This window comes from Pseudotabrizicola sp. (assembly GCF_030684215.1).
Taxonomy (GTDB): domain Bacteria; phylum Pseudomonadota; class Alphaproteobacteria; order Rhodobacterales; family Rhodobacteraceae; genus Pseudotabrizicola.
On sequence record NZ_JAUXOV010000013.1, the window covers coordinates 58,826 to 80,865 of the forward strand.

Sequence of the window (22,040 nt, forward strand, 5' to 3'; positions counted from 1 at the left end):
CTGAACTTACGGGCAATGGCGGACGAAGTAAACTTGTCAGGACCAGCCAGATGACAGCCGAAAGCTCTGAAACCATTCCTTTTGCCCAGCATGAACCCTCGCCCCGCGAGATTCCGCCGGGCCTGCATTTCATAGCGACCCCGATTGGTGCTGCACGCGACATTACCTTGCGGGCATTGGACTTGCTGGCAGGGGCCGATATGCTGGCCGCCGAAGACACGCGTAGTTTGCGGCATTTGATGGAAATTCATGGGGTTGCCTTGAAGGACCGCGTCGTTGTGCCCTATCACGAGCACAATGAGGCGCAGGCCCTGCCACGGTTGATGCGGGCGCTGAGCGAGGGGAAATCGGTGGTCTATGCATCAGAGGCGGGAACGCCTCTGATTTCGGACCCAGGTTTCGGGCTGGCCCGCGCCGCAATTGCCGAGGGTCTTCCCGTATTGGCCGCGCCCGGAGCGTCGGCGGTTTTATGTGCTTTGACCGTCTCCGGCCTGCCGACAGATCGGTTTCTGTTTGCGGGGTTCCCACCCTCGGCCAAATCTGCACGGCGCAGCTTTCTGAACGATCTGGTACGGATCGGCGCGACGCTGATCCTGTATGAAAGCCCAAAGCGGATTAGAGAAACATTAGGAGAATGCGTGCAATGCTTCGGAGAAGACAGACAGGCAGTGATGTGCAGGGAACTCACTAAGCGATTCGAAGAAGTGACCCGCGGCACATTGGCTGATCTGGTGGGAGCCTATGAAAGGCGCGACGTAAAGGGTGAGATTGTTTTGCTGATAGACCGTGGCGCTGTTGTACAGGCCGATCAGGAAACGGTAGAGGCAGCATTGGACCGCGCCATGGAAAGCATGTCGGTCAAGGATGCGGCTGGGGCGATTGCCGATGCCTTTGGGCTGGCACGGCGGGAAGTATATCAGCTCGCCTTGGCGCGGGTGAGGTCAGGAAAGGATGCGGGATGAGCGGGCGCAAAAGCTATTATGCCGGGCTATCGGCCGAAGATCAGGTTGCACAGCTTTATAACCGGTCCGGTCGGCAGGTGATTGCTCGACGTTGGCGTGGACCGGGCGGTGAGATTGATCTGATTGCCCGCAATGGGGCGGAAGTCATATTTATCGAGGTGAAGCAAGCGCGCAGTCATTCCATCGCAGCAGAGCGCATTTCGGAACGGCAGATGGCGCGGATCTACGCATCGGCGTCGTGTTTCTTGGGTGGGGAGCCCGGCGGACAAGACACGCCGGCACGATTCGATGTGGCGTTGGTCGATGGAATCGGCCGCATCGAAGTTCTGGAGAACGCATTCGCAGCCTGACGGTTTGCATCTTGTCCGCGATTGCGCCAAAGCTTGCGCGTTCACGGAGGATTGCCCATGCCGCTAAAGGTTGCCCTGCAGATGGACCCGATCGGGTCGGTCAACATAAACGCCGACAGCACGTTTCGGATCGCCCTTGAGGCGCAGACGCGGGGGCATGCGCTGTTTTACTACACGCCGGACGGATTGGCTTTTGTCGAGGGGCGGGTGATGGCGCGGGGGTTCTGGATCGAGCTCCGGCGCGAGGTTGGAAACCATGTGAGCTATGGCCCGGAGGTTGAGGTCGATCTGGCTGAGATGGATGTGGTCTGGCTGCGGCAAGATCCGCCGTTCGATATGGGCTACATCACCACGACCCATTTGCTTGAGATGATCCATCCGAAGACTTTGGTGGTCAATGATCCGTTCTGGGTGCGGAATTTTCCGGAAAAGCTGCTGGTTTTACGGTTCCCTGACTTGACCCCGCCTACGGCAGTTGCGCGGGATTTGCAGACCATCCGGGCGTTCAAGGCCCGGCATGGCGATATCATTCTGAAGCCGCTTTATGGTAACGGGGGTGCGGGTGTTTTCCGGCTAGACCCGAATGACCGCAATCTGGCCAGTCTGCATGAAATGTTTACCGGAATGAACCGTGAACCTTTGATCGTGCAGAAGTTTTTGCCGGCGGTGTCGCAGGGCGACAAACGGGTGATTTTGGTGAATGGCGAGCCGGTGGGTGCGATCAACCGGGTGCCGCAGGAGGGGGAGACCCGGTCTAACATGCATGCGGGCGGGCGGCCTGAGCAGGTGGGGCTGACTGCACGGGATCTGGAGATTTGCGCGGCCATCGGGCCGGTGTTGCGCGAAAATGGGCAGATTTTTGTTGGCATCGATGTGATCGGCGACTGGCTGACCGAGATCAACGTGACCTCTCCCACGGGGATTCAGGAGTTGGAGCGGTTTGACGGCACCAATGCCGCAGAGCGAATTTGGCAAGTGATTGAGGCCAAACGCGGGCTTTAGGGTTTTGTGGACGGTGCAAATCGATAGCTGATCGCCTCGGCCACATGGGGCTGGCGGACATCGATTGACCCGTCCAGATCTGCAATGGTGCGGGCGACGCGCAGCACGCGGTGATAGCCGCGCGCAGTCAGGCCCATGCGTTCAGCTGCGCGGGAGATCAGGGCGCGGCCCTCGGCATCTGGGGTGGCGACCTCTTCGAGCCGTTTTCCTTCCAGATCGGCATTGACGCGCAGGCTGGAGTCATCGGCATAGCGCAGGGTTTGCACCGCGCGAGCGCTGGCCACGCGGGCGGCGATGCTGGCAGAAGTCTCGCCTGTTGCGGGCAGGTCAAGGTCAGCATAGGCCACGGGCGGCACATCGACGCGCAGATCAAAGCGGTCCATAAGGGGGCCAGAGATTCGCCCAAGGTAGTCATCGCCGCACAACGGCGCCTTGCCACAGGCGCGGGCCGGGTCTGTCAGGTAGCCGCAGCGGCAGGGGTTGGCTGCTGCGAGCAGCAAGAACCGGCACGGATAGCGGACATGGGCGTTGGCGCGGGCGACCATCACCTCGCCTGTTTCTATTGGTTGGCGCAGGGTTTCCAGCACTTGCCGGGGGAATTCGGGGAATTCATCCAAGAACAGCACACCGTTGTGGGCGAGACTGATTTCGCCCGGTTTGGCACCCTTTCCGCCGCCCACTATGGCAGCCATAGACGCGGTGTGATGCGGTTCACGGAACGGACGTTCCCGCGAGATGCCGCCTTCGGCCAACAGCCCCGCAAGCGAGTGGATCATTGAGGTTTCCAGCGCCTCGACCGCCGAAAGCGGTGGCAGGATGCCGGGCAGGCGGGCGGCGAGCATGGATTTGCCAGAGCCGGGCGTGCCGACCATCAGCATGTGGTGGCGGCCTGCGGCAGCGATTTCCATCGCGCGTTTGGCGCGTTCCTGGCCCTTCACCTCGGCCAGATCGCGGCCTCCGATCTTGGGCAGCACCTCGCCCGCCTCGGCGGGGGGCAGCGGGCATTGGCCGGTGTAGTGGCGCACCACTTCATCCAGAGAGGCAGCGGCGAGGACTTCAGTGGCCCCCACCCACGCCGCCTCGGCCCCGCAGGCGCGCGGGCACAGCAAGGAGCGGTCACTTTCGGCGGCGGCCATGGCGGCGGGCAGCGCGCCGATGACGGCGATCAACCGACCGTCAAGCGACAGCTCGCCCAAGGCGACGGTGCCTTCCACCTCATCCTTGGGGATGATGTCGATGGCGGCCAGAAGCGCCAGTGCGATGGGCAGATCGAAGTGCGAGCCCTCTTTCGGCAGGTCGGCGGGTGACAGGTTGATGGTGATTTTTTTAGTGGGCAAGGCGATGGACATCGCGCTGAGGGCGGCGCGCACGCGTTCCTTCGCCTCGGACACCGCTTTGTCGGGCAGGCCGACGATGGTAAAACCGGGCAGTCCGGGCGAGATGGCGCATTGCACTTCAACAAGGCGGGCCTCGACCCCCTCAAACGCGACTGTATAGGCTTTGGCGACCATCATTCACCCCGATCCCTTGGCAAAGGGTTAACGGGACAGAGTTAGTGAATGATTAACGCGCGGGGTTAAAGCAGGGCCATGAACTTTGGCCATGCCTCGGGGTCGGCTACGGTTTTGTCGCGGCAAAAGGCGTTGCAAAAGCCAAAGCGACGGCCATGCATCTCGAGCGCATGGGTGATGGATTTGCCGGAATACGGGCAAGCAGTGTTTTCGGATACCGTGCCGTCGACCGCATGGGCGGGCAGGGGGGCGGGGCCGGGCCAAGCGCGCGTAGGGTAATCGCGGCGGTAAAAGTCCTGGTCAGCGCCGTCAACCATGCCCATGGCCCGCCATTGGCGGAAAGACGGGTGCGCCAAATGGGCCTGCACATAGGCCATCGCGCGCGGGCTGAGCGGCAGGTTATAGGTGGCGATACGGCTGGCCACGGGGGCAAAGAACACATCGGCGGCAGAGTAGTCACCGCAGAGCCAATGCCCCGAACCGGTCTGATCCCACGCCCAGTTCCAGATGGTTTCAAGTCGCGCAAGGTCATCCAGCACGGGTTGCGGCGGAGCGCAATCGGTATAGCTGACCCGCAGGTTCATCGGGCAGTGGGCGCGCAGGGCGGTGAAGCCTGCGTGCATTTCCGCCGCCAGCACACGGGCAATGGCGCGGGGTTTTGCACCCTTTGGCCATAGTCCTGCCGTGGGATGGCGCGAGGCGAGTTCTTCTGCAATCGCAAGGCTTTCCGGGATGACCACACCATCGGGGGTGCGGATGGTGGGCGCGGTGCGGGCAGGGTGGAAGTGTTTGAGCAGGGACGGCAGCTCATCGGTGTAAAGCCGCGCCTTGTGCAGTTTGTAGGGGATGCCAAAGGCGTCAAACAGCAGCCAGCCGCGCAGGGACCAGCTGGAATAGGCACGGTCACCGATTACAAGATCATATGGTTGGGTCATCTGGGCCTCTTTGCTGCTGTCTGGTCAGCTAAGGCGAGATTGCAGCTTAGGGAAAGCGATGAATTTTGCGCTGTGTCATCACGGAATGTGATTGATGCGCAGCGCTTGCCAGCCTGAGGGCGTCTTGTGCAGTTCGGTGACAGACAGGTTGTCGATCTTGTGCTGGAACACATCTAGGGCGGTGAGGCCAAGGCGGCATTGCAGGGCGGCAAGGATTGCGCCGAAGTGGCAGACGATGATGGTGTCGTGGCTCAAGCGGTCAAGGGCTGCACTGACGCGCGCGGTGATATCATCCCAGCCCTCTCCTCCGGGGGCGCGGATCGGGCCGGGGGTTTCCCAAAAGGCGCGGATGTGGGCGGGGTTTGCGACCTCGGCCTGCACGAATGTCTGGTTTTCCCATGCGCCGAAGTGGAGTTCGCGCAAATCGGGGTCATGGGCCAGGCGCGTGCGGGAGGGCAGAGCCAGCGCATCTGCGGTGGTGACGGCGCGCGACAGGTCCGATGAGATCATGGCGGCGTGGGTTGGTAAATGGGCTGACAGCCGGGCAATGGCGGCGGTGTCGGACAGGTCGGCGGGCAGGTCTGTCCAGCCGATCATGGCTTTTGCATGGGTGGGGCCGTGGCGAACAAGGTGCAGGCGCGTCACACGATACCCTCGGGCAGGGTGCCTTTTAGGGCAAAGGGCAGGCCCGCCATCACGCCAACGACAAGGCCTGCGCGGGCTGCGATGTTTTGGTTCAGGCGGCCTTGGGCATCGCGGAAGTGCCGCGCGAGGGCGTTTTCGGGAACGATACCCATGCCAACTTCGTTGGAGACTATGACGATGGGGGCGGGGCTGGTGGCAAAGGTTTCAAGCAACGCTTGGCAGGCGCGGTCCACGTTGTGGCCCGCGAGCATCACGTTTGACAGCCAGAGCGTGGCGCAATCGAGAAGAATGGTGCCCGCAGGGTCAGATCCGGCAAGTGCGGTGGCGATATCGAGCGGGGCCTCAATGGTTGTCCAACCGGGGCCGCGGTCTGTGAGGTGCCGGGTGATGCGGTCCCGCATTTCGGTGTCAAAGGCTTGAGCAGTCGCGATGTAGGTGCGGGGGCGGCCAGTGGCGGTGACCAGCGTCTCGGCGATCCGGGATTTGCCGGATCGTGCGCCGCCGATCACCAGCGTTAGAGCGGGCAGTGAAAAAGTCGATGCCGAAACTGATCCGATTGCGGTCACGCTGCGTAGAACCTTTCAAAGCGGGAAGTCGAACCGCACGATCGTTGCGACTGCGATATCGAAAACTGGGGGTTACGAGATGGCACTGGACGGATATAGCGACCAAACCATGTCCCGCCAAGCGATGCGGGCTGAATTGCTGGATGCAGAGACAGAATTAAAGCTGGCATATGCATGGCGCGACCAGCGCGACGAGCGGGCGCTGCACCGTCTGATCACCGCCTATATGCGGCTGGCGATTTCGATGGCATCAAAGTTCCGTCGCTATGGCGCGCCGATGCCCGATTTGATTCAAGAGGCATCCTTGGGTCTGATGAAGGCGGCTGACAAGTTTGATCCCGATCGTGGCGTGCGGTTTTCCACCTATGCCGTGTGGTGGATCAAGGCGAGCATTCAGGATTATGTGATGCGTAACTGGTCGATGGTGCGCACCGGGTCAACCTCCAGCCAGAAGGCGCTGTTTTTCAACCTGCGCCGGGTGCAGGCCAAGCTGGAGCGCGAGGCGTCGCAGCGCGGCGAAACGCTGGACCAGTTTCAGCTGCGCCAGATGGTCGCGACCGAGGTTGGCGTGCCGCTGGCCGATGTTGAGATGATGGAGGGGCGACTTTCGGGGTCTGATTTCTCGCTTAACGCCACGCAGTCCAGCGACGAGGACGGGCGTGAGTGGATTGATGCGCTGGAAGATGACAGTGCGGGTGCAGCGGAACAGGTAGAGCTGTCGCATGACGCTGAGGCCTTGCGCGGCTGGCTGGTGACGGCAATGCAGGCGCTGAAGCCACGCGAGCGGTTCATCGTGGCCGAGCGCAAGCTGCGCGAAGAGCCGCGCACGCTGGAATCCTTGGGGGAAGAACTGGGGCTGAGCAAAGAGCGGGTGCGGCAGCTGGAGGCAGCGGCCTTTGCCAAGATGCGGCGCAACCTTGAAAGTCAGTCACGGGAAGTGCATCACTTTCTGTTATGAGAATATGGATCATGACGCTGGCGCTGATCGGGGGCACCCCATGGGCGTGGGGGGCCGAGATCGGGCCTGAAGTGCTGGATGCTGTGCCGCGTGCCGATGTGGTGTTGCTGGGCGAGGTGCATGATAACCCGGAACACCACATGAACCAAGCGCGTGCGGTGTTTTCACTGACCCCGCGCGCAGTTGTCTGGGAAATGCTGAGCGCCGAGGCGGGTGCGAAAGTGCCCGCGGATTTGGGCAATCGGGCACAGGTGGCGCGTGCGCTGGGCTGGAACGCCAGCGGTTGGCCTGATTTTGAGATGTATTATCCGATTTTTGTCGCCGCCCGTGACGCCCGGCATTATGGCGCCGAAGTGCCGCGCGATCTGGCGCGGCGGTCGGTGACGGAAGGCGCGCTTGCCGTGATGCCCGGCGGCCCCGGTCTGGCGCGTATTTTGCCCGAGGCAGAACAGACCGCGCGCGAGGCCGAGCAGATGGCCGCGCATTGTGATGCGATGCCCGAGGCGGTGTTGCCCGGCATGGTGCAGGCGCAGCGCTTGCGCGACGCCTATTTGACAGAGGCGGTGATGCGGGCGCTGGCCGAGGTCGGGCCGCCCGTTGCGGTGATTACTGGAACCGGCCATGCGCGCCGCGACTGGGGCGTGCCTGCGGTTCTGGCAGAGGCGGCACCGGGGATATCGGTGCTGTCGGTCGGCCAGATAGAGGGGGCGGCACCGGAAGACGCGCCGTTTGATCTGTGGGTGGTGACCAAGTCGATTGCCCGAGACGATCCTTGCGCCGCGTTTCGCTGACGGGGTGTTGCCTTTGGCCCGTGTTGCGCCCTAACGTCTGGGCGGACACAGGGGGCGCATGATGCTGGCCGGAAAACGGGTTCTTTTGATCATCGGCGGCGGGATCGCGGCCTATAAGTCGTTGGAGTTGATCCGGCTTTTGCAAAAGGCCGGAGTATCGGTCGTTCCCGTACTGACCCGTGCGGGGGCAGAGTTTGTTACCCCATTGTCGGTGTCTGCACTGGCGGGGCACAAGGTTTATCAGGATTTGTTCGACCTGACCGATGAGGCCGAGATGGGCCACATCAAGCTTTCCCGTGCCGCCGATCTGGTGGTGGTGGCCCCGGCCACTGCGGATCTGATGGCCAAGATGGCAGGCGGGCGGGCGGATGATCTGGCCTCGACCCTGTTGCTGGCCACCGACAAGCAGGTGCTGGTGGCCCCGGCGATGAATGTGCGGATGTGGGGGCACGCATCAACCCGGCGCAACGTGGCGACCCTCCAGGGGGATGGTGTGCTGATGGTTGGCCCCAACGAAGGCGAGATGGCGTGCGGTGAATATGGGCCGGGCCGGATGGCGGAACCGGTCGAGATTGTGGCGGCTGTGGGCGCGGCGCTGGGCGGCGGGCCATTGGCGGGGCGGCATGTGCTGGTGACCTCTGGTCCCACGCATGAGCCGATTGACCCGGTGCGCTATATCGCCAATCGGTCGAGTGGTGCCCAAGGCACGGCGATTGCGGCGGCGTTGCGTGATCTGGGGGCGAGGGTGACATTTGTGACCGGACCGGCAACGGTGCCCGCGCCTGTGGGCGTGGATGTGGTGCGGGTAGAGACCGCGGCGCAGATGCTGGCGGCGGTTCAGGCGGGTTTGCCCGCCGATGCGGCGGTGATGGCGGCGGCGGTGGCTGATTGGCGGGTGGCCAATGTCAAAGGCCAGAAGATGAAAAAGGACGGCGCAGGGCAGGCCCCGGCTCTGGAGTTTGCCGAGAACGCAGACATTCTGGCCGTCGTGTCACAGGCGGCGGCGCGCCCGCGTCTGGTGGTGGGTTTTGCCGCCGAGACCGAGCGGGTGGTGGAACATGCCACGGCCAAACGGCTGCGCAAGGGCTGTGACTGGATCGTGGCCAATGACGTGTCGCCCGGCACCGGCATCATGGGCGGGGCCGAGAATGCGGTGACGCTGATCACTGACGCCGGGGCCGAGGTCTGGCCGCGCATGGCCAAAGAGGCCGTGGCGCGGCAGTTGGCGCAGAGGATAGCGGAAGTGTTGCGATGAGCCCTTTGGTGAAGATTCTGTTTGAAGATTGGGCGGACCGGGATTTGCCCTTGCCCGCCTATGAAACGCCGGGCGCTGCGGGGGCCGATATTCGCGCCAATCTGCCGCCAGAGATGCGGGCGACAGGGTTCACCCTTGTGCCGATGCAACGGGCGATCTGCCCGACGGGGATACGGGTTGAGATTCCGGTGGGGTTCGAGATGCAGATCCGGCCAAGGTCGGGGCTGGCCACCAGATCGGGGATCACCCTGCCCAACACACCCGGCACGATTGACAGCGATTATCGCGGGCCGTTGGGGGTGGCTTTGATAAACCTGTCAGATCAACCCTACACCGTGCAGCACGGGGACCGGGTGGCGCAGATGATTGTGGCCCCGGTGGTGCAGGCGCGTTTTGCCGTGGTGGAGGCATTGGGCGACACTGCGCGGGGGGCAGGTGGCTTTGGGTCCACCGGGCGGTCATGATCGGGATTTTGGGATTTGTCGCGGTGTTTGGGCTGGGGCGCTGGCTGGGCTGGGCGGCGCGTTGGGTCTGGTTGCTGGCATGGGGCTGGCTTTTGGTGCTGCTGCTGGCGCATGCGCCCTATATGCCACCAGAATTGGGCGCATTTGTCGGGGGCGAGTTTCGCGGCTGGTTTGTGCTTGGGGTGCTGGTTGCGATGGCACTGGCCTATCGCAAGGTGCTGGCAAGGGTGCGAAAGCAGGTTGCCCCTGTGGTCGAGGCACAAAAGCCGGGAGTGTTTTCCCCGGTAGAGCTGGACCGCTATGCCCGCCACATCATGCTGCGCGAAATCGGTGGATCGGGGCAGAAAAGCCTCAAGACGGCGCGGGTGCTGGTGGTGGGGGCCGGGGGCCTTGGCAGTCCGGCGCTGATGTATCTGGCCGCCAGCGGTGTGGGTGTGATTGGCGTGATTGACGGCGATGTGGTCGAGGGGTCGAACCTGCAACGCCAGATCATCCACGCGGATGCACGAATCGGGATGCCAAAGGTGTTCTCGGCAGAGCTGGCGATGAAGGCGCTGAACCCGTTCATCGATGTGCGCCCCTATCACCGGCGCATGGACGCGGGTTTGGCGGCAGAGCTGGTGGCTGATTACGATCTGGTGTTGGACGGCACCGATAACTTTGACACACGCTATCTGGTGAACCGGATCTGTGCTGCTGCGGGCAAGCCCTTGATTTCGGCGGCGATCACGCAGTGGGAAGGACAGATCAGCCTGTATGATCCGGCGCGCGGCGGGCCTTGCTTTGAATGCGTCTTCCCGTTGCGCCCCGCGCCGGGTCTGGTGCCCAGTTGCGCCGAGGCCGGGGTGGCTGCCCCCTTGCCGGGTATCATCGGTGCAATGATGGCGATGGAGGCGGTAAAGCATTTGGTGGATGCCGGGACGGGCTTGCGCGGGCGGCTGATGATCCATGACGCGCTCTATGCCGAGACGCGGGTGATCGGGGTGAAGCGGCGCGAAGGCTGTGCGGCTTGCGGGGGGCTGCATGGGTGATCGGGTGTCGGCTGACTGTCGCGCAGGGGGGCCACCTCGGGGGGCATTGAGCCCCCCGATCGGTGGCGTTGCCACGGTTGGCGGCAAAGACGGGTGGCATTTTGCGGAGGGGCTGATCTGGGTTTTGAGTATTGGGACCAAGATGAATGCGGCAGGCCTGCTTTGTCCTTGCGCTGGGGCAGGGAGCTGGACCCGGTGACGCTGTCTGTGGATATCCGCGCGACAGGGCGGTTTTGCAGCTGGATCGACGGGCGCCCGGTATAGCGGTCTGCGGCTATTTGCGGGTCATCCCCTTGCCGCCGTCTGCGCCGGGGGTCATAGTCCGTTCATCAATCCAACCGGGAGCCTGACCCATGAAGCTGACCCTGTCTGTTGCCGCCCTTGCGCTGTCTGTTACTTCTGCATTCGCTCAGGATCTGCCTGATCTGGGAGGCAGGGAGATCGTCGTCGTGACTGAGAATGCCTATCCGCCCTTGCAGTTTCTGGATGCCTCGGGAGCGGCGGTTGGTTGGGAATATGATGCTGTCGCAGAACTGGCCAAGCGGCTGAACTTTAAGGTGAAATACGAGAATATCTCATGGGATGCGATGATCGCGGCGGTCTCTGAGGGACAGTTTGATCTGGGCATGACCGGGATCACAATTCGTGAGGATCGCACAGAGAAGGTCGATTTCTCGGATAGCTACATGACCAGCCAGATGGTGATGATGGTCCGGGGAAATGAAGAACGGTTCACCGATGCGGCGGGATTTGCCGCTGATGGTCAACTGCTGATGGCCGCCCAACCCGGCACGACGCCGTTCTATGTGGGCGTGTATGAGGTACTGGATGGCAATGAGGCGAATCCGCGGATCAAGCTGTTCGAGACCTTCGGGGCCACAGTTGAGGCCCTGCGCGCGGGGGATGTCGATCTGGTGCTGACCGATGGCACCGCGGGTGCGGGTTATGTCGATGCGAGTGCGGGCGGGCTGAAGATTGTGGGTGATAAACTGGGGACGGAGGATTTCGGTTTCATCTTCCCCAAGGGCTCTGATCTGGTCGCGCCGATCAACGCGGGCATCGCGGCGATGCAGGCGGATGGCACGCTGGAGGCGCTGAACACCAAGTGGTTCCTTGAGTACAAGATGGGTCAGTAAGGTGACTGACCCCGGCTTTGCTGCCGGGGTCAAGCTGTGATGACCCCCAGTTCGAAACCTGACAAAGACTTCCCATGGTGGCTTGTGATCCTGCTGGTCACCGGGGCCGTGCTGTTCTGGCAGGTGCTGTCCAATCCGATTTATGGCGCGGTGTTGAACACGCTGGCCAAAGGCATTGCTGTCACAATCATCGTGGCGGTGGTGGCCTATCTGGGGGCCTGTGCCATCGGGTTGGGTCTGGCAGTGATGGGGCTGTCGCGGTTCATCGTGTTGCGGCAGGCGGCGCGGCTATATATCGAGATCATGCGCGGTGTGCCGATCATCGTGTTGTTGCTTTATGTCGCCTTTGTGCTGGCCCCTATGCTGGTGGTTGCGGTCAACGCCGTGATCGAGCCTTTGGGGCTGGACCCGTGGCGCACCCGCGATTTTCCCTTGATTGCGCGGGCGGTGATCGCACTGATGCTGGCCTATTCTGCCTTCCTGGCCGAGATTTTCCGGGCTGGATTGCAGGCGGTGCCAATGGGCCAGGTAGAGGCTGCGCAGGCGCTTGGCCTGTCAGGCTGGCAACGTTTTCGCCATATCGTGTTTCCGCAAGCCTTCCGAATGATCCTGCCGCCTTTGGGCAATGATTTTGTGGCAATGGTCAAGGACAGTTCGTTGGTCAGTGTGCTGGGTGTCACCGATGTGGCGCAAATGGCGAAGGTGACCGCGGCGGGCAATTTCCGCTATTTCGAGACATATAATGTCGCCGCCCTGATCTATCTGACCATGACCATCGGGCTGAGCGTTGTTCTGCGCCGTCTAGAGACTCGGCTGCGGGCGCGGTCTGAACCATAGAGCGTGGCGCAGGGGCCTTGAGTATTTGGAAAGCAGCAAAGCCTGTGCGAGCGCGCTTTGAATTGCGGCTTTCCAAATACTCCCGCGCGGAGCGCATCCGGCGCGGGCTTAGGGGGCATCCTGTCACGCTTTGCGCGGCACCAGCCCTGCCAAGGCTCTGCTGACGGTGCCGGAGGTTGAAGGGCGTTGAACCGCGACAAAGGGCATCGGGCGGCACAGGTCGACGGCGGCAAGGCCGACGCGGGCGGTCAGCGCGCCGTTGACTACGCCTTCGCCAAACCGGCGCGAAAGTTTTGACAGCACACCGCCCCCCGCGACCGAACCGATCAGATCATCAGTCAGTGCCAAAGCCCCCGCCGCCAGCAGCGACGCAAACACCCGGCGCAGCAGGCCCCATGACCCCAGCGCGCCTGAGCGCCCGCCGTAGATCTCGGCAATGCGGCGGATCATGCGCAGGTTGGCAACCAGTGCCGTAGCCACATCGGCCAGCGCCAGCGGCACCAGTGCTGTCACCATGGCGACCTGCCGGGCGGCCGCTTCAACCTCGGCCCGCGCGCGGGCATCCAGGGGCGGCAGCAGTTCGGCCTCGGCCAGTGATAACAGGGCGTCGGCGTCCAGGACCTCGCCCTGTCGCTCGGCCAATCTTGCACGGCCCCAAGCGGTATCGGGGCGGGCGGCATAGAGGCTGACCAGTGCTGCAACCATGCGGCGCGCGGATTTCAGATCGGCGGTCTGGCGGGCGGTGACGGCATCGCGTCGCAGGTGATCCAGCCGCACCAGCCGCAGATAAGCCGACCACTCGCGACCGGCCAGCATCGTAGCCGCGAGCAGCGCCAGCACCAGAAGCACGCCTGCGACCCAACCCAAAAGCGCGTTGCGGGCAAACAGTCCGGTTACAAAGTCATAGGCGGCAACCGATAGTGCAAAGGTAAAAAGCGCGCCAAAAGCCCACAGAGCAAAGCGCACCAGCTTCGAGCGAGGCGCGCGGATGCGGGCGGCCAGTTGCATCGCCTGGCCTTGCGGCAGATCATCGGGCACCGGGGCGGCGGCGGCGGGGTCAACCTCATCCTCCAGCTCCAGGATCAGCGGTTTGCGGGGCGGCGGGGGCAAGTCGGTCACAGCCGGTCTCCGATCAGGAACTCTGCCGCCCGGTCCAGCCGGATATGCGGCGGGCCTTCGCCGGGTTTCAGCACCATGCGCGCGGGGGCAAAGCCCATCAACGAAAAATCGGCATCCAGCCAACGCTCCACGCCTTCGCGGGCAGGAGCGAGGATGCGGGCAGGGTCGGTGGGCAGATCGCCCGCGTACATTGCGGTCTGCTTTCCGGTGGCCAAAAGCCGCCCGCGCACAAGGTCAATCGCCGCGCCGTCGCGCTGCACGCTGTCTTCAACCGTGGCGCGCAAGGATGCCAGCGAAAGCGCCATAGTGCGTGCGCCGGAAAAATCGGCGCGGCGGCGGGCCTCTGACAGCAACGCTTCGGTGATGGCAGTCAGGGCAGGGTGCTGGTGATGGTGCAAATGGTCGGCTTTGGTCGCAGCGAACAGGATCTTTTCCACTCGCTTTCCACCCAAAATCCGGGTCAACCAGCCGTTTGCACCGGGGCGAAAGGCGGTCAGAATCTCGGCCATAGTCCGGCGCAGGTCTTCAACTGCACGGGGCCCCACATGGATCGCGCCCAGCACATCCATCAGCACCACCTGCCGGTCAATGCGTGAGAAATGGTCGCGGAAAAACGGTTTCACAACCTTGGACTTATAGGCCTCATATCGTCGCTCCATCTCGCGCCACAGGCTGCCACGAGGGGTGCTGGCAGGCTGGGGCAAGGGCGCAAATGTCAGCACGGGCGAGCCTGCCAGTTCTCCCGGCAGCAGGAACCGCCCCGGCGTTAGGTCGGACCAGCCTTTGCCGCGGGCGGCGTGCAGATAAGCGGTGAAAGCAGCGGCCAGATCTTGCGCGCGCGGCTCGTCCAGCGCAAGCGACCCGTCCTCGGCGCGGGCCTGTGCCATGAACGCTGTCGCCTCTGGCCGCTTGGCGATGCGCTCCAGCGTTTCTTCCGCCCAGCTGGCATAGGACTTGTCCAGCAAGGACAGGTCCAGCAGCCACTCACCGGGATAGTCTACAATGTCCACATGCAGGCGCGTGGTGCCGGTCAGGCCCAAAAAGCCTGAGGGGCGCAATCGGAAAGACAGCCGCAATTCTGACACCGTCCGCGTGGATTGCGGCCAGCGTGGATCACTCCCCATCAGCGCCATAAGGTGGCTTTCATAGTCAAATCGCGGCAGGGTCAGGTCTGGTTGCGGTTGCAGCAAGACCGTCTCTATCCGGCCCTGTGCCTGTGCCATCAATTGCGGCATTCGCCCCCGATCCAGCAGGTTGGCAACCAACGCCGTGATGAACACGGTTTTGCCCGCACCCGACAGACCGGTGACACCCAGCCGCAGGGTCGGCTCGAAAATCTCGGACACCGATCCCGCCAGCCCTTCAAGACTGCGGGAGATGCCATCGGTCAGGGTGGACAGGACCAATCGTGTATTCCTTATGCTTGGCACCAACATAGGCACGCTGGCCCGCGCTTGGTAGGGGGAAAGCCCGGCCATCAGATGCCGCGATCTTTGGAATTGCTGCTTTGAAAATACTCCCGCGCGGAGCGCTTTTCGCCGCCAGCGCCCGCGCCACGGCGGACTTGCAGCGCCGGGTAAATTCGCTAAGGACATGCCATGCCCAGATATGCGCTGAAAATCGACTATGACGGGGGCCCGTTTCAGGGCTGGCAACGGCAGGCCGCTGGCCAGCCGTCGGTTCAGGCTGCGGTCGAGGACGCTTTGGCACGGTTGGAGCCGGGGCCACACACCATTGCCGCTGCCGGGCGCACCGATGCGGGCGTCCATGGCACCGGACAGGTGGCGACTGTGGATCTTGCGCGCGACTGGGATCCGTTCCGCTTGTCCGAGGCGCTGAACTGGCATCTGAAGCCTGCGCCGGTGGCGGTGCTGGCCGCGGCGCGGGTCGCGGATGATTTCCACGCGCGGTTCTCGGCGCTTGAGAGGCGCTATCTGTTCCGGCTGGTCACACGGCGCGCGCCTGTTACACATGACCGGGGCCGTGTCTGGCAGGTGTTGAACCCGCTGGATGCGGGCGCGATGCAGGCGGGGTCAGTGCATCTGCTGGGCTTGCAGGATTTCACAACCTTCCGGTCAACCACGTGTCAGGCGAAATCGCCGGTCAAGACACTGGATGAGATTCTCATTTCCGAACACCCCTATGCGGGCGGGGTGGAATACCGCTTTACCCTGCGCGCCCGCAGTTTTCTGCACAATCAGGTGCGGTCCATCGTCGGCACGCTGGAGCGGGTGGGAGCGGGGGCGTGGATGCCCGAAGATGTGAGGGCGGCGCTGGAGGCGCGGGACCGGGCGGCTTGCGGCCCGGTTTGCCCGCCTCAGGGGCTGTATCTGACCGGGGTGGGCTATCCGGTCGATCCCTTTGCTTGAACATGCTGCCTGACGGGCTAGGGTCTGGCACAAAGCTGGGAGGTAGATATGACGAAACCAAAGCTGTTTATTGCGCGCAAGCTGCGTGACGTGGTCGAGGCGCGAGCGGCGCGCGATTATGATGTGATCCTGAACCCCGAGGACCGGCTGTTTTCGCGTGCGGACCTGATCGCGATGTGCCGTGAGGTGGATGCGGTGTTGCCCTGTCATACTGAACGCTTCAGCGCCGATGTGATTGCCGATCTTGGGCCAAGGCTGAAGATTATCGCCAACCATTCTGTAGGCACTGATCATGTGGACCTTGCGGCGGCAAAGGCGGCGGGGATTGTGGTGACGAACACGCCCGATGTGTTGTCGGATGCGACGGCCGAGATTGCGATGCTGTGCATGCTGGGGGCCGCGCGGCGCGGGGCCGAGGGCGATGCGATGATCCGGGCGGGCAAGTGGGATTTCTGGTCTCCCGCGTTCATGGTCGGGCGGCAGGTGACGGGCAAGCGTTTTGGTGTTTTGGGCATGGGCCGCGTGGGCCAGGTCACCGCAGACCGGGCGCGGGGCTTTGGCATGGAGGTGCATTATCACAACCGCCGCCGTCTGCCCGATCATCTGGAAAAGGGCGCGGTCTTTCATGACACGCTGGAGAGCCTGCTGGCGGTGTCGGATGTGCTGTCCCTGCATTGCCCTTCTACCCCCGAGAATGCGGGAATCATCAATGCCCGCACTTTGGCGCTGTTGCCAGAGCGGGCGATTTTGGTGAACACCGCGCGCGGCGGTTTGGTGGATGAGCCGGCGCTGATTGCTGCGCTAAGCTTGGGCAGGTTGTTTGCGGCGGGGTTGGATGTGTTCCAGACCGAGCCGGGCGGCAATCCGGCGATTGCTGCTCTGGCCAACGTGTTCTTGTTGCCGCACATCGGCTCTGCCACCGAAGAGACGCGCGATGCCATGGGTTTTCGGGCGTTGGACAATCTGGACGTGTATTTTGCGGGCGGCACGCCCGGCGACCGTGTGGCCTGACAGGCCGTTTGCAGGCAGCCGCATACCTATGATTGGGTATAGTGGTAAAAAAAACTGACCAGTGCTTGCTTTTTACGGCCCCTGCTTTAAACTTCACTAAGATAACAGGTCGCGAGGAGCGGCCATAATCGTCTGGGAGGACACCAAATGACTGATACCCGCGACACCGGGCTTTCCCGTCGTTCGTTCCTGCGCAAAGGTGCGCTGGGCGGCTCCGCTGCAGCAGCAGCCTCTGTTCTGGCTGCACCTGCCGTTCTGGCGCAGGCCCCACTTGTGATGAAGATGCAGACCTCGTGGCCTGCTGCCGACATCTGGATGGATTTTGCCCGCGAATACGTGACACGCGTTGAAGAGATGTCGGGCGGCCGTTTGAAAATCGACCTGCTTCCCGCTGGTGCAATCGTCGGCGCGTTTCAGGTGATGGATGCCGTCAATGATGGCGTTCTGGATGCTGCCCACACGGTTCCGGTTTATTGGTATGGCAAATCCAAAGCGGCGTCGTTCTTTGGCACCGGCCCTGTCTTCGGCGGTTCCGCAACGACCATGCTGGGCTGGTTCTATCAGGGCGGCGGTGCCGAGCTGTATCGTGAACTGACGCAGGATGTTCTGGGGCTGAACGTGGTTGGCATGATGGGTATGCCAATGCCTGCGCAACCCTTTGGCTGGTTCAAGACCGAAGTGAACACGGTTGCTGACATCCAGGGCTTCAAGTATCGCACTGTGGGTCTGGCGGCTGACCTGTTGCAGGAAATGGGCATGTCGGTGGCGCAGCTTCCGGGCGGCGAGATCGTACCTGCCATGGAGCGTGGCGTGATCGACGCGTTCGAGTTCAACAACCCATCGTCCGACAGCCGTTTCGGCGCACAGGATGTTGCCAAGAACTATTACCTGTCTTCTTACCATCAGGCGTCAGAAGCCTTTGAATTCCTGTTCAACAAGGATTTCCTGGATGATCTGGAGCCCGATCTGCAGGCGATCCTGAAATATGGTGTGGAAGCCTCGGCAACCTCGAACCTGTCGCTGGCGATGAAGGAGTATTCCAACGATCTGGAGAAGCTCGTAACCGTTTCTGGTGTGACCGTGCACCGGACCTCGAAAGAGATCTTGGCTGCTCAGTTGGAAGCATGGGACAAGCTGATCGTTGATCTGGAAACCGATGCCTTCAGCAAAAAGGTCTTGGACAGCCAGCGCGAGTGGGTCGAAAAGGTCGCTTATTACGAGCTGATGAACGCGCCGGATCTGGGGCTTGCTTACGAGCATTACTTCCCCGGCAAACTGAAGCTGTAACCTGATCTTTGGGGGGTGCGTCGCTGATGCGCCCCCAATTTTGCTGCGTCGTGATCTTCCATGCGAGCCGACGTGCCCGCAAGACCGCAGAAACGGAGTTTCCCACATGCTCGGGTATATTCGCTTTGCCGACCAGCTCTCTGCATGGTTTGGCAAAACCTTTGGCTGGCTGATTATTCTGATGACCTTTGGCATGGCCTATGAGGTGCTGGTGCGCTACGCATTCAACCGGCCAACACCTTGGGCGCTGGACCTGAGTTTCATCATGTATGGCACGATCTTCATGATGGGCGGGGCCTATACCCTGTCACGTGGTGGGCATGTGCGTGGCGATTTCATCTATCGCACTTGGCGACCACAGACGCAGGCACTGGTCGATCTGGTGCTGTATATTTTGTTCTTCTTTCCGGGCATTCTGGCGCTGGTGTTTACTGGCTGGAAGTATTCCAGCCGGTCCTGGGGCTATGCTGAAGTGTCGGTCAATAGCCCGGCAGGCATCCCGATCTATCAGTTCAAATCGGTGATGGTTGTCGCGGGTATTCTGCTGCTGATCCAGGGGCTCGCACAGGTGTTTCGCTGCATAATCTGTATGCGCACCGGGGTTTGGATGCAGGCGGATGAAGATGTCGAAGAAACCGAACAATTGCTGATTAAGCAGGCGGCCGAGGCTGCCGCTGAAGCTGCTGCCAAAGCCCAAAGGTAATCGGCCAAACCGCCGCCCCATTTACGGAGTTCGCAAACGTGACCGACCCGCAAATCGCCCTTATGATGCTGGGCATTTTCATTGCCTTTGTCTTCTTGGGCTTTCCGATCGCTTTTACGCTGATGGCGCTGGGCATTGCCTTTGGCTACTACGCCTACTTTGACCCAAGCCGGATGTGGCGCGGCTATAACCGGTTGACCGAGGATGCCAGCTGGTGGGACAGCACAAGCCTGTGGATCGAGGGGTTCTATAACAACCGCATCTTCGACTTGTTCGTGAACCAGACCTATACGGTTATATCGAACGAGGTGCTGACCGCGATTCCGTTGTTCCTGTTCATGGGCTACATCGTTGAACGCGCCAATATCGTTGACAAGCTGTTTGGCACGCTGGCGATTGCAACGCGCAACATCCCTGGCTCGATGGGGGTTGCGGCGCTGCTGACATGTGCGTTGTTTGCGACCGCAACCGGGATTGTGGGTGCGGTTGTCACGCTGATGGGACTTTTGGCGCTGCCGCAGATGCTCAAGGCGCGCTATGACCATTCCTTTGCCACCGGCATCATCTGCGCGGGCGGCACGCTGGGGATTCTGATTCCGCCGTCGATCATGCTGATCGTCTATGCCGCGTCGTCGGGCGTGTCGATTGTGCGGCTCTATGCGGCGGCGTTGCTGCCTGGCTTCACACTGGTGGGGCTGTATCTGGTGTATATCATCGGTCGGTCGATCCTGAACCCGAAACTGGCCCCGAAGCCGACGCGCGAAGAAATGCCGGAAGTGCCAATTGGCAAGCTGATGTTGATGCTTGCGACCAGCTTTTTCCCGCTGGCATTTCTGATCTTTGCGGTGCTGGGGTCGATCCTGTTCGGTCTGGCCACCCCGACCGAGGCCGCGTCGATTGGCGCGCTGGGTGGCATGGTGCTGGCTGTGGCTTACCGCGCGATGACCTTCCAGCGCTTGCGCGAAAGCGTCTATCTGACTGTGCGGACCACGGCGATGGTGTGCTGGCTGTTTGTCGGTTCTTACACATTCTCGGCGGTGTTCAGCTATCTGGGGGGCGAGCATGTGATCGCCGATTTTGTCATGGGGCTGGATCTGACACCAATTCAGTTCCTAATCCTCGCGCAGGTGATCATCTTCCTGTTGGGCTGGCCGCTGGAATGGTCGGAAATCATCATCATCTTTGTGCCGATCTTCCTGCCGCTTTTACCGCTGTTCGGGATTGATCCCTTGTTTTTTGGTGTGCTGGTCGCGCTGAATTTGCAGACGTCATTCCTGACTCCGCCCATGGCGATGAGCGCGTATTACCTGAAAGGGATTGCGCCACCGCAGATCAAACTGACCGAGATCTTCTCGGGCGTGCTGCCCTATTGCGGGATGGTCGTGATCTGTATGGTGCTGCTCTATACCTTCCCGGCGATCGTGTTCAGCCTGCCGGAGGCATTCTATGGCCCGGGGCGATAAACGGAGCGATCTGACAGGGCTGGGGGCGGTCGTCTTGCGCGACCGTCTTGCCAGCGGCGCGTTGCGCGCGGTTGAGGTGGTGGAGCGCTATTTGGCCCGCATCGCCGAAGTTGAGCCGCAGGTACAGGCCTGGGCCTGGCTGGATGGAGACTATGCGCTGGAACAGGCACGCGCGCTTGATACGCGCCGTCAGGCGGGGCGGCCGATTGGCCCCCTGCACGGGGTTCCGGTGGCGTTGAAGGACATCATCGACACTAAGGGCATACCGACCGCCAACGGCTTGGCGATAGATGCAGGCCGGGTGCCGGATGAAGATGCATGGATCGTGGCGCGGCTGCGCGCGGCGGGGGCGATCATTCTTGGCAAGACGGTGACGACCGAAGGCGCCTACATGCACCCCGGCAAAACCCGCAACCCGCACAATGCGGCCCATACTCCGGGCGGGTCGTCGCAAGGGTCGGCGGCAGCGGTGGCGGCGGGCATGGTGCCTTTGGCGATTGGCACGCAAACGGGTGGATCGGTGATCCGGCCTGCGGCCTATTGCGGGGTGGTGGGGGTAAAGCCCAGCTTTGGGATGATACCGCGCACCGGAATTTTGCCGCAGTCGCCGTTTCTGGATACGGTGGGGGTGTTTGCAAGGTCGGTCGAGGATGCGGCGCTGCTGGTTGAGGTGCTGACCGGACATGATCCGGCAGACCGCGCGACCGAAGCCGTGCCGGTGCCACGTATGCTGGATGTGACCATGGCCGCGGTGCCGGTTACGCCGATGTTTGCTTTTGTGCGCCCGCCCGGATGGAATGAGGCCGATCCGCAGATGCGGGCGGCGGTCGAGGAAGTGGCGGCGCTGTTGGGCGAGCAATGCTTTGAGGCCGACTTGCCGGGCTTGGGTGAGGTGGCAGCGATCCGGCAGCGGATCAACTTTGCCGAGATGGCCAAGTGCTATTACGGGATTGAAAGGCGCGGGCGCGATCAGATGTCTGACGTGCTGCGCGCTGCGATGGATGAGGGCAAAGCGGTACTGGCGCGCGATTATCTGGCGGCGCTGGACTGGCGGACCCTGTTGAACGCCGCCCTGAACCCGCTGTTCGAGCGGTGTGACGCGATCCTGTGCCCTGCGGCCCCCGGCCCTGCGCCCGAGGGGCTGGAGTATACCGGATCGGCGATCTTCAACGGGCTGTGGACTTTGGCAGGTGTGCCCGCGGTGACAGTGCCGCTGTTCTGGGCAGACAGCGGGTTGCCGATGGGATTACAATTGGTTGGGCGGCGGGGCGATGATGCCCGGCTGTTGCGCACCGCGCGCTGGCTGATGGCATATGTGGAAACCGGGGCAGAAGGAGGCGCAAGCCAATGAACAATCTGATGGCGCTGCTGGCCTTTGGTGTGATGCTTGGGTTTTTGGGTATCTTGTTGTGGCATGTGCCGCGCTGGGATCTGATCGGCGTGGTGAGCATTACGGTGGCACTGGCCGGGTGGGACCTGATCCAGAACCTGCGCGGCAAACGCGGCTAAAGGGATGTGTCGGCTGCTTCCCCACAGTTGGGTTACCCTGAAGAGGGATCAACCGTGCAACAAGGAGAAGTAGCCATGTGTGCAAAGAAGACAGGAAGCCTCGAAGACCTTGCCGTCGTCGGTGTCGATATCGGCA

General features: G+C 62.2%; 23 protein-coding genes. 17 read left to right on the top strand and 6 right to left on the bottom strand.

What is annotated here, in order from left to right; genetic code table 11:
• Positions 1–50: 50 nt before the first annotated feature.
• From rsmI to gshB, 3 genes are read left to right on the top strand one after another with little or no spacing between them, the layout of a single operon-like run.
• A complete protein-coding gene (gene rsmI / locus Q8K08_RS01185) occupies positions 51–962 on the top strand; it encodes a 16S rRNA (cytidine(1402)-2'-O)-methyltransferase (protein ID WP_304799420.1) in 912 nt (303 codons plus the stop codon).
• Positions 959–1,312 (top strand): YraN family protein, encoded by a 354-nt coding sequence (locus Q8K08_RS01190; protein WP_304799418.1) that lies wholly within the window; start codon positions 959–961, stop codon positions 1,310–1,312. Before rsmI ends, Q8K08_RS01190 begins: the two co-directional genes overlap by 4 nt.
• A 57-nt stretch (positions 1,313–1,369) precedes the next feature.
• The gene (gshB, locus tag Q8K08_RS01195) at positions 1,370–2,314 is read left to right on the top strand and encodes a glutathione synthase (RefSeq protein ID WP_304799416.1); all 945 of its coding nucleotides are present in this window, start codon (positions 1,370–1,372) and stop codon (positions 2,312–2,314) included.
• Here gshB and Q8K08_RS01200 read toward each other — a convergent pair.
• The 4 genes from Q8K08_RS01200 to cobU all read right to left on the bottom strand — a co-directional run bounded on the left by Q8K08_RS01200 (position 2,311) and on the right by cobU (position 5,971).
• Positions 2,311–3,825, bottom strand: a complete 1,515-nt coding sequence (locus tag Q8K08_RS01200; RefSeq protein WP_305248949.1) for a YifB family Mg chelatase-like AAA ATPase — start codon at positions 3,823–3,825, stop codon at positions 2,311–2,313. The genes gshB and Q8K08_RS01200 overlap by 4 nt on opposite strands.
• 65 nt (positions 3,826–3,890) lie before the next feature.
• A complete protein-coding gene (locus Q8K08_RS01205) occupies positions 3,891–4,760 on the bottom strand; it encodes a glutathione S-transferase (protein WP_305248939.1) in 870 nt (289 codons plus the stop codon).
• 78 nt (positions 4,761–4,838) lie between these two features.
• Entirely contained in the window at positions 4,839–5,405 is a 567-nt protein-coding gene (locus Q8K08_RS01210; RefSeq protein WP_304799413.1) for a histidine phosphatase family protein, read from the bottom strand.
• Positions 5,402–5,971, bottom strand: coding sequence for a bifunctional adenosylcobinamide kinase/adenosylcobinamide-phosphate guanylyltransferase (cobU, locus tag Q8K08_RS01215; RefSeq protein WP_305248940.1), 570 nt, complete (start codon positions 5,969–5,971; stop codon positions 5,402–5,404). Before cobU ends, Q8K08_RS01210 begins: the two co-directional genes overlap by 4 nt.
• 79 nt (positions 5,972–6,050) lie before the next feature.
• Here cobU and Q8K08_RS01220 point away from each other — a divergent pair, with 79 nt between their 5' ends.
• The 7 genes from Q8K08_RS01220 (at position 6,051) to Q8K08_RS01250 (ending at position 12,443) form a co-directional block, all read left to right on the top strand.
• Positions 6,051–6,929 (top strand): RNA polymerase factor sigma-32, encoded by an 879-nt coding sequence (locus tag Q8K08_RS01220; RefSeq protein WP_305248941.1) that lies wholly within the window; start codon positions 6,051–6,053, stop codon positions 6,927–6,929.
• Positions 6,926–7,720 (top strand): ChaN family lipoprotein, encoded by a 795-nt coding sequence (locus Q8K08_RS01225; RefSeq protein ID WP_305248942.1) that lies wholly within the window; start codon positions 6,926–6,928, stop codon positions 7,718–7,720. The genes Q8K08_RS01220 and Q8K08_RS01225 overlap by 4 nt, the downstream gene beginning before the upstream one ends.
• 61 nt (positions 7,721–7,781) lie before the next feature.
• Positions 7,782–8,975, top strand: coding sequence for a bifunctional phosphopantothenoylcysteine decarboxylase/phosphopantothenate--cysteine ligase CoaBC (gene coaBC / locus Q8K08_RS01230; protein ID WP_305248943.1), 1,194 nt, complete (start codon positions 7,782–7,784; stop codon positions 8,973–8,975).
• Positions 8,972–9,439 carry a dUTP diphosphatase gene (gene dut, locus Q8K08_RS01235; protein WP_304797746.1) on the top strand — a complete coding sequence of 156 codons (468 nt, stop codon included), beginning with the start codon at positions 8,972–8,974 and terminating at the stop codon, positions 9,437–9,439. Before coaBC ends, dut begins: the two co-directional genes overlap by 4 nt.
• Positions 9,436–10,470: a ThiF family adenylyltransferase gene (locus tag Q8K08_RS01240; protein ID WP_304797748.1), complete on the top strand. Its 1,035-nt coding sequence runs from the start codon at positions 9,436–9,438 to the stop codon at positions 10,468–10,470. The genes dut and Q8K08_RS01240 overlap by 4 nt, the downstream gene beginning before the upstream one ends.
• A 353-nt stretch (positions 10,471–10,823) precedes the next feature.
• The gene (locus tag Q8K08_RS01245) at positions 10,824–11,606 is read left to right on the top strand and encodes a transporter substrate-binding domain-containing protein (protein WP_304797750.1); all 783 of its coding nucleotides are present in this window, start codon (positions 10,824–10,826) and stop codon (positions 11,604–11,606) included.
• 39 nt (positions 11,607–11,645) lie between these two features.
• A complete protein-coding gene (locus tag Q8K08_RS01250; RefSeq protein WP_304797752.1) occupies positions 11,646–12,443 on the top strand; it encodes an amino acid ABC transporter permease in 798 nt (265 codons plus the stop codon).
• 123 nt (positions 12,444–12,566) lie between these two features.
• Here the strand turns inward: Q8K08_RS01250 and Q8K08_RS01255 are convergent, their stop codons facing one another.
• Complete coding sequence (locus Q8K08_RS01255) at positions 12,567–13,562, bottom strand: YcjF family protein (RefSeq protein WP_304797754.1); 996 nt, start codon at positions 13,560–13,562, stop codon at positions 12,567–12,569.
• Complete coding sequence (locus Q8K08_RS01260) at positions 13,559–14,968, bottom strand: YcjX family protein (protein WP_305248944.1); 1,410 nt, start codon at positions 14,966–14,968, stop codon at positions 13,559–13,561. Before Q8K08_RS01260 ends, Q8K08_RS01255 begins: the two co-directional genes overlap by 4 nt.
• A gap of 192 nt (positions 14,969–15,160) precedes the next feature.
• On the opposite strand from Q8K08_RS01260, the gene truA reads away from it, so the two are divergent.
• From truA to Q8K08_RS01295, 7 genes are all read left to right on the top strand, one after another.
• Positions 15,161–15,931, top strand: coding sequence for a tRNA pseudouridine(38-40) synthase TruA (gene truA / locus Q8K08_RS01265; RefSeq protein WP_305248945.1), 771 nt, complete (start codon positions 15,161–15,163; stop codon positions 15,929–15,931).
• A 48-nt stretch (positions 15,932–15,979) separates the two neighbouring features.
• The gene (locus Q8K08_RS01270; protein WP_304797056.1) at positions 15,980–16,942 is read left to right on the top strand and encodes a D-glycerate dehydrogenase; all 963 of its coding nucleotides are present in this window, start codon (positions 15,980–15,982) and stop codon (positions 16,940–16,942) included.
• Positions 16,943–17,089: 147 nt separating this feature from the next.
• The gene (locus Q8K08_RS01275) at positions 17,090–18,229 is read left to right on the top strand and encodes a TRAP transporter substrate-binding protein (protein WP_304797054.1); all 1,140 of its coding nucleotides are present in this window, start codon (positions 17,090–17,092) and stop codon (positions 18,227–18,229) included.
• 106 nt (positions 18,230–18,335) lie between these two features.
• Entirely contained in the window at positions 18,336–18,932 is a 597-nt protein-coding gene (locus Q8K08_RS01280; protein ID WP_304797052.1) for a TRAP transporter small permease subunit, read from the top strand.
• Positions 18,933–18,970: 38 nt separating this feature from the next.
• Positions 18,971–20,395, top strand: coding sequence for a TRAP transporter large permease subunit (locus tag Q8K08_RS01285; protein WP_305248946.1), 1,425 nt, complete (start codon positions 18,971–18,973; stop codon positions 20,393–20,395).
• Positions 20,379–21,746 carry an amidase gene (locus Q8K08_RS01290; protein ID WP_304796823.1) on the top strand — a complete coding sequence of 456 codons (1,368 nt, stop codon included), beginning with the start codon at positions 20,379–20,381 and terminating at the stop codon, positions 21,744–21,746. Before Q8K08_RS01285 ends, Q8K08_RS01290 begins: the two co-directional genes overlap by 17 nt.
• Positions 21,743–21,904, top strand: coding sequence for a hypothetical protein (locus Q8K08_RS01295; RefSeq protein ID WP_304796826.1), 162 nt, complete (start codon positions 21,743–21,745; stop codon positions 21,902–21,904). Before Q8K08_RS01290 ends, Q8K08_RS01295 begins: the two co-directional genes overlap by 4 nt.
• Positions 21,905–22,040 lie beyond the last annotated feature (136 nt).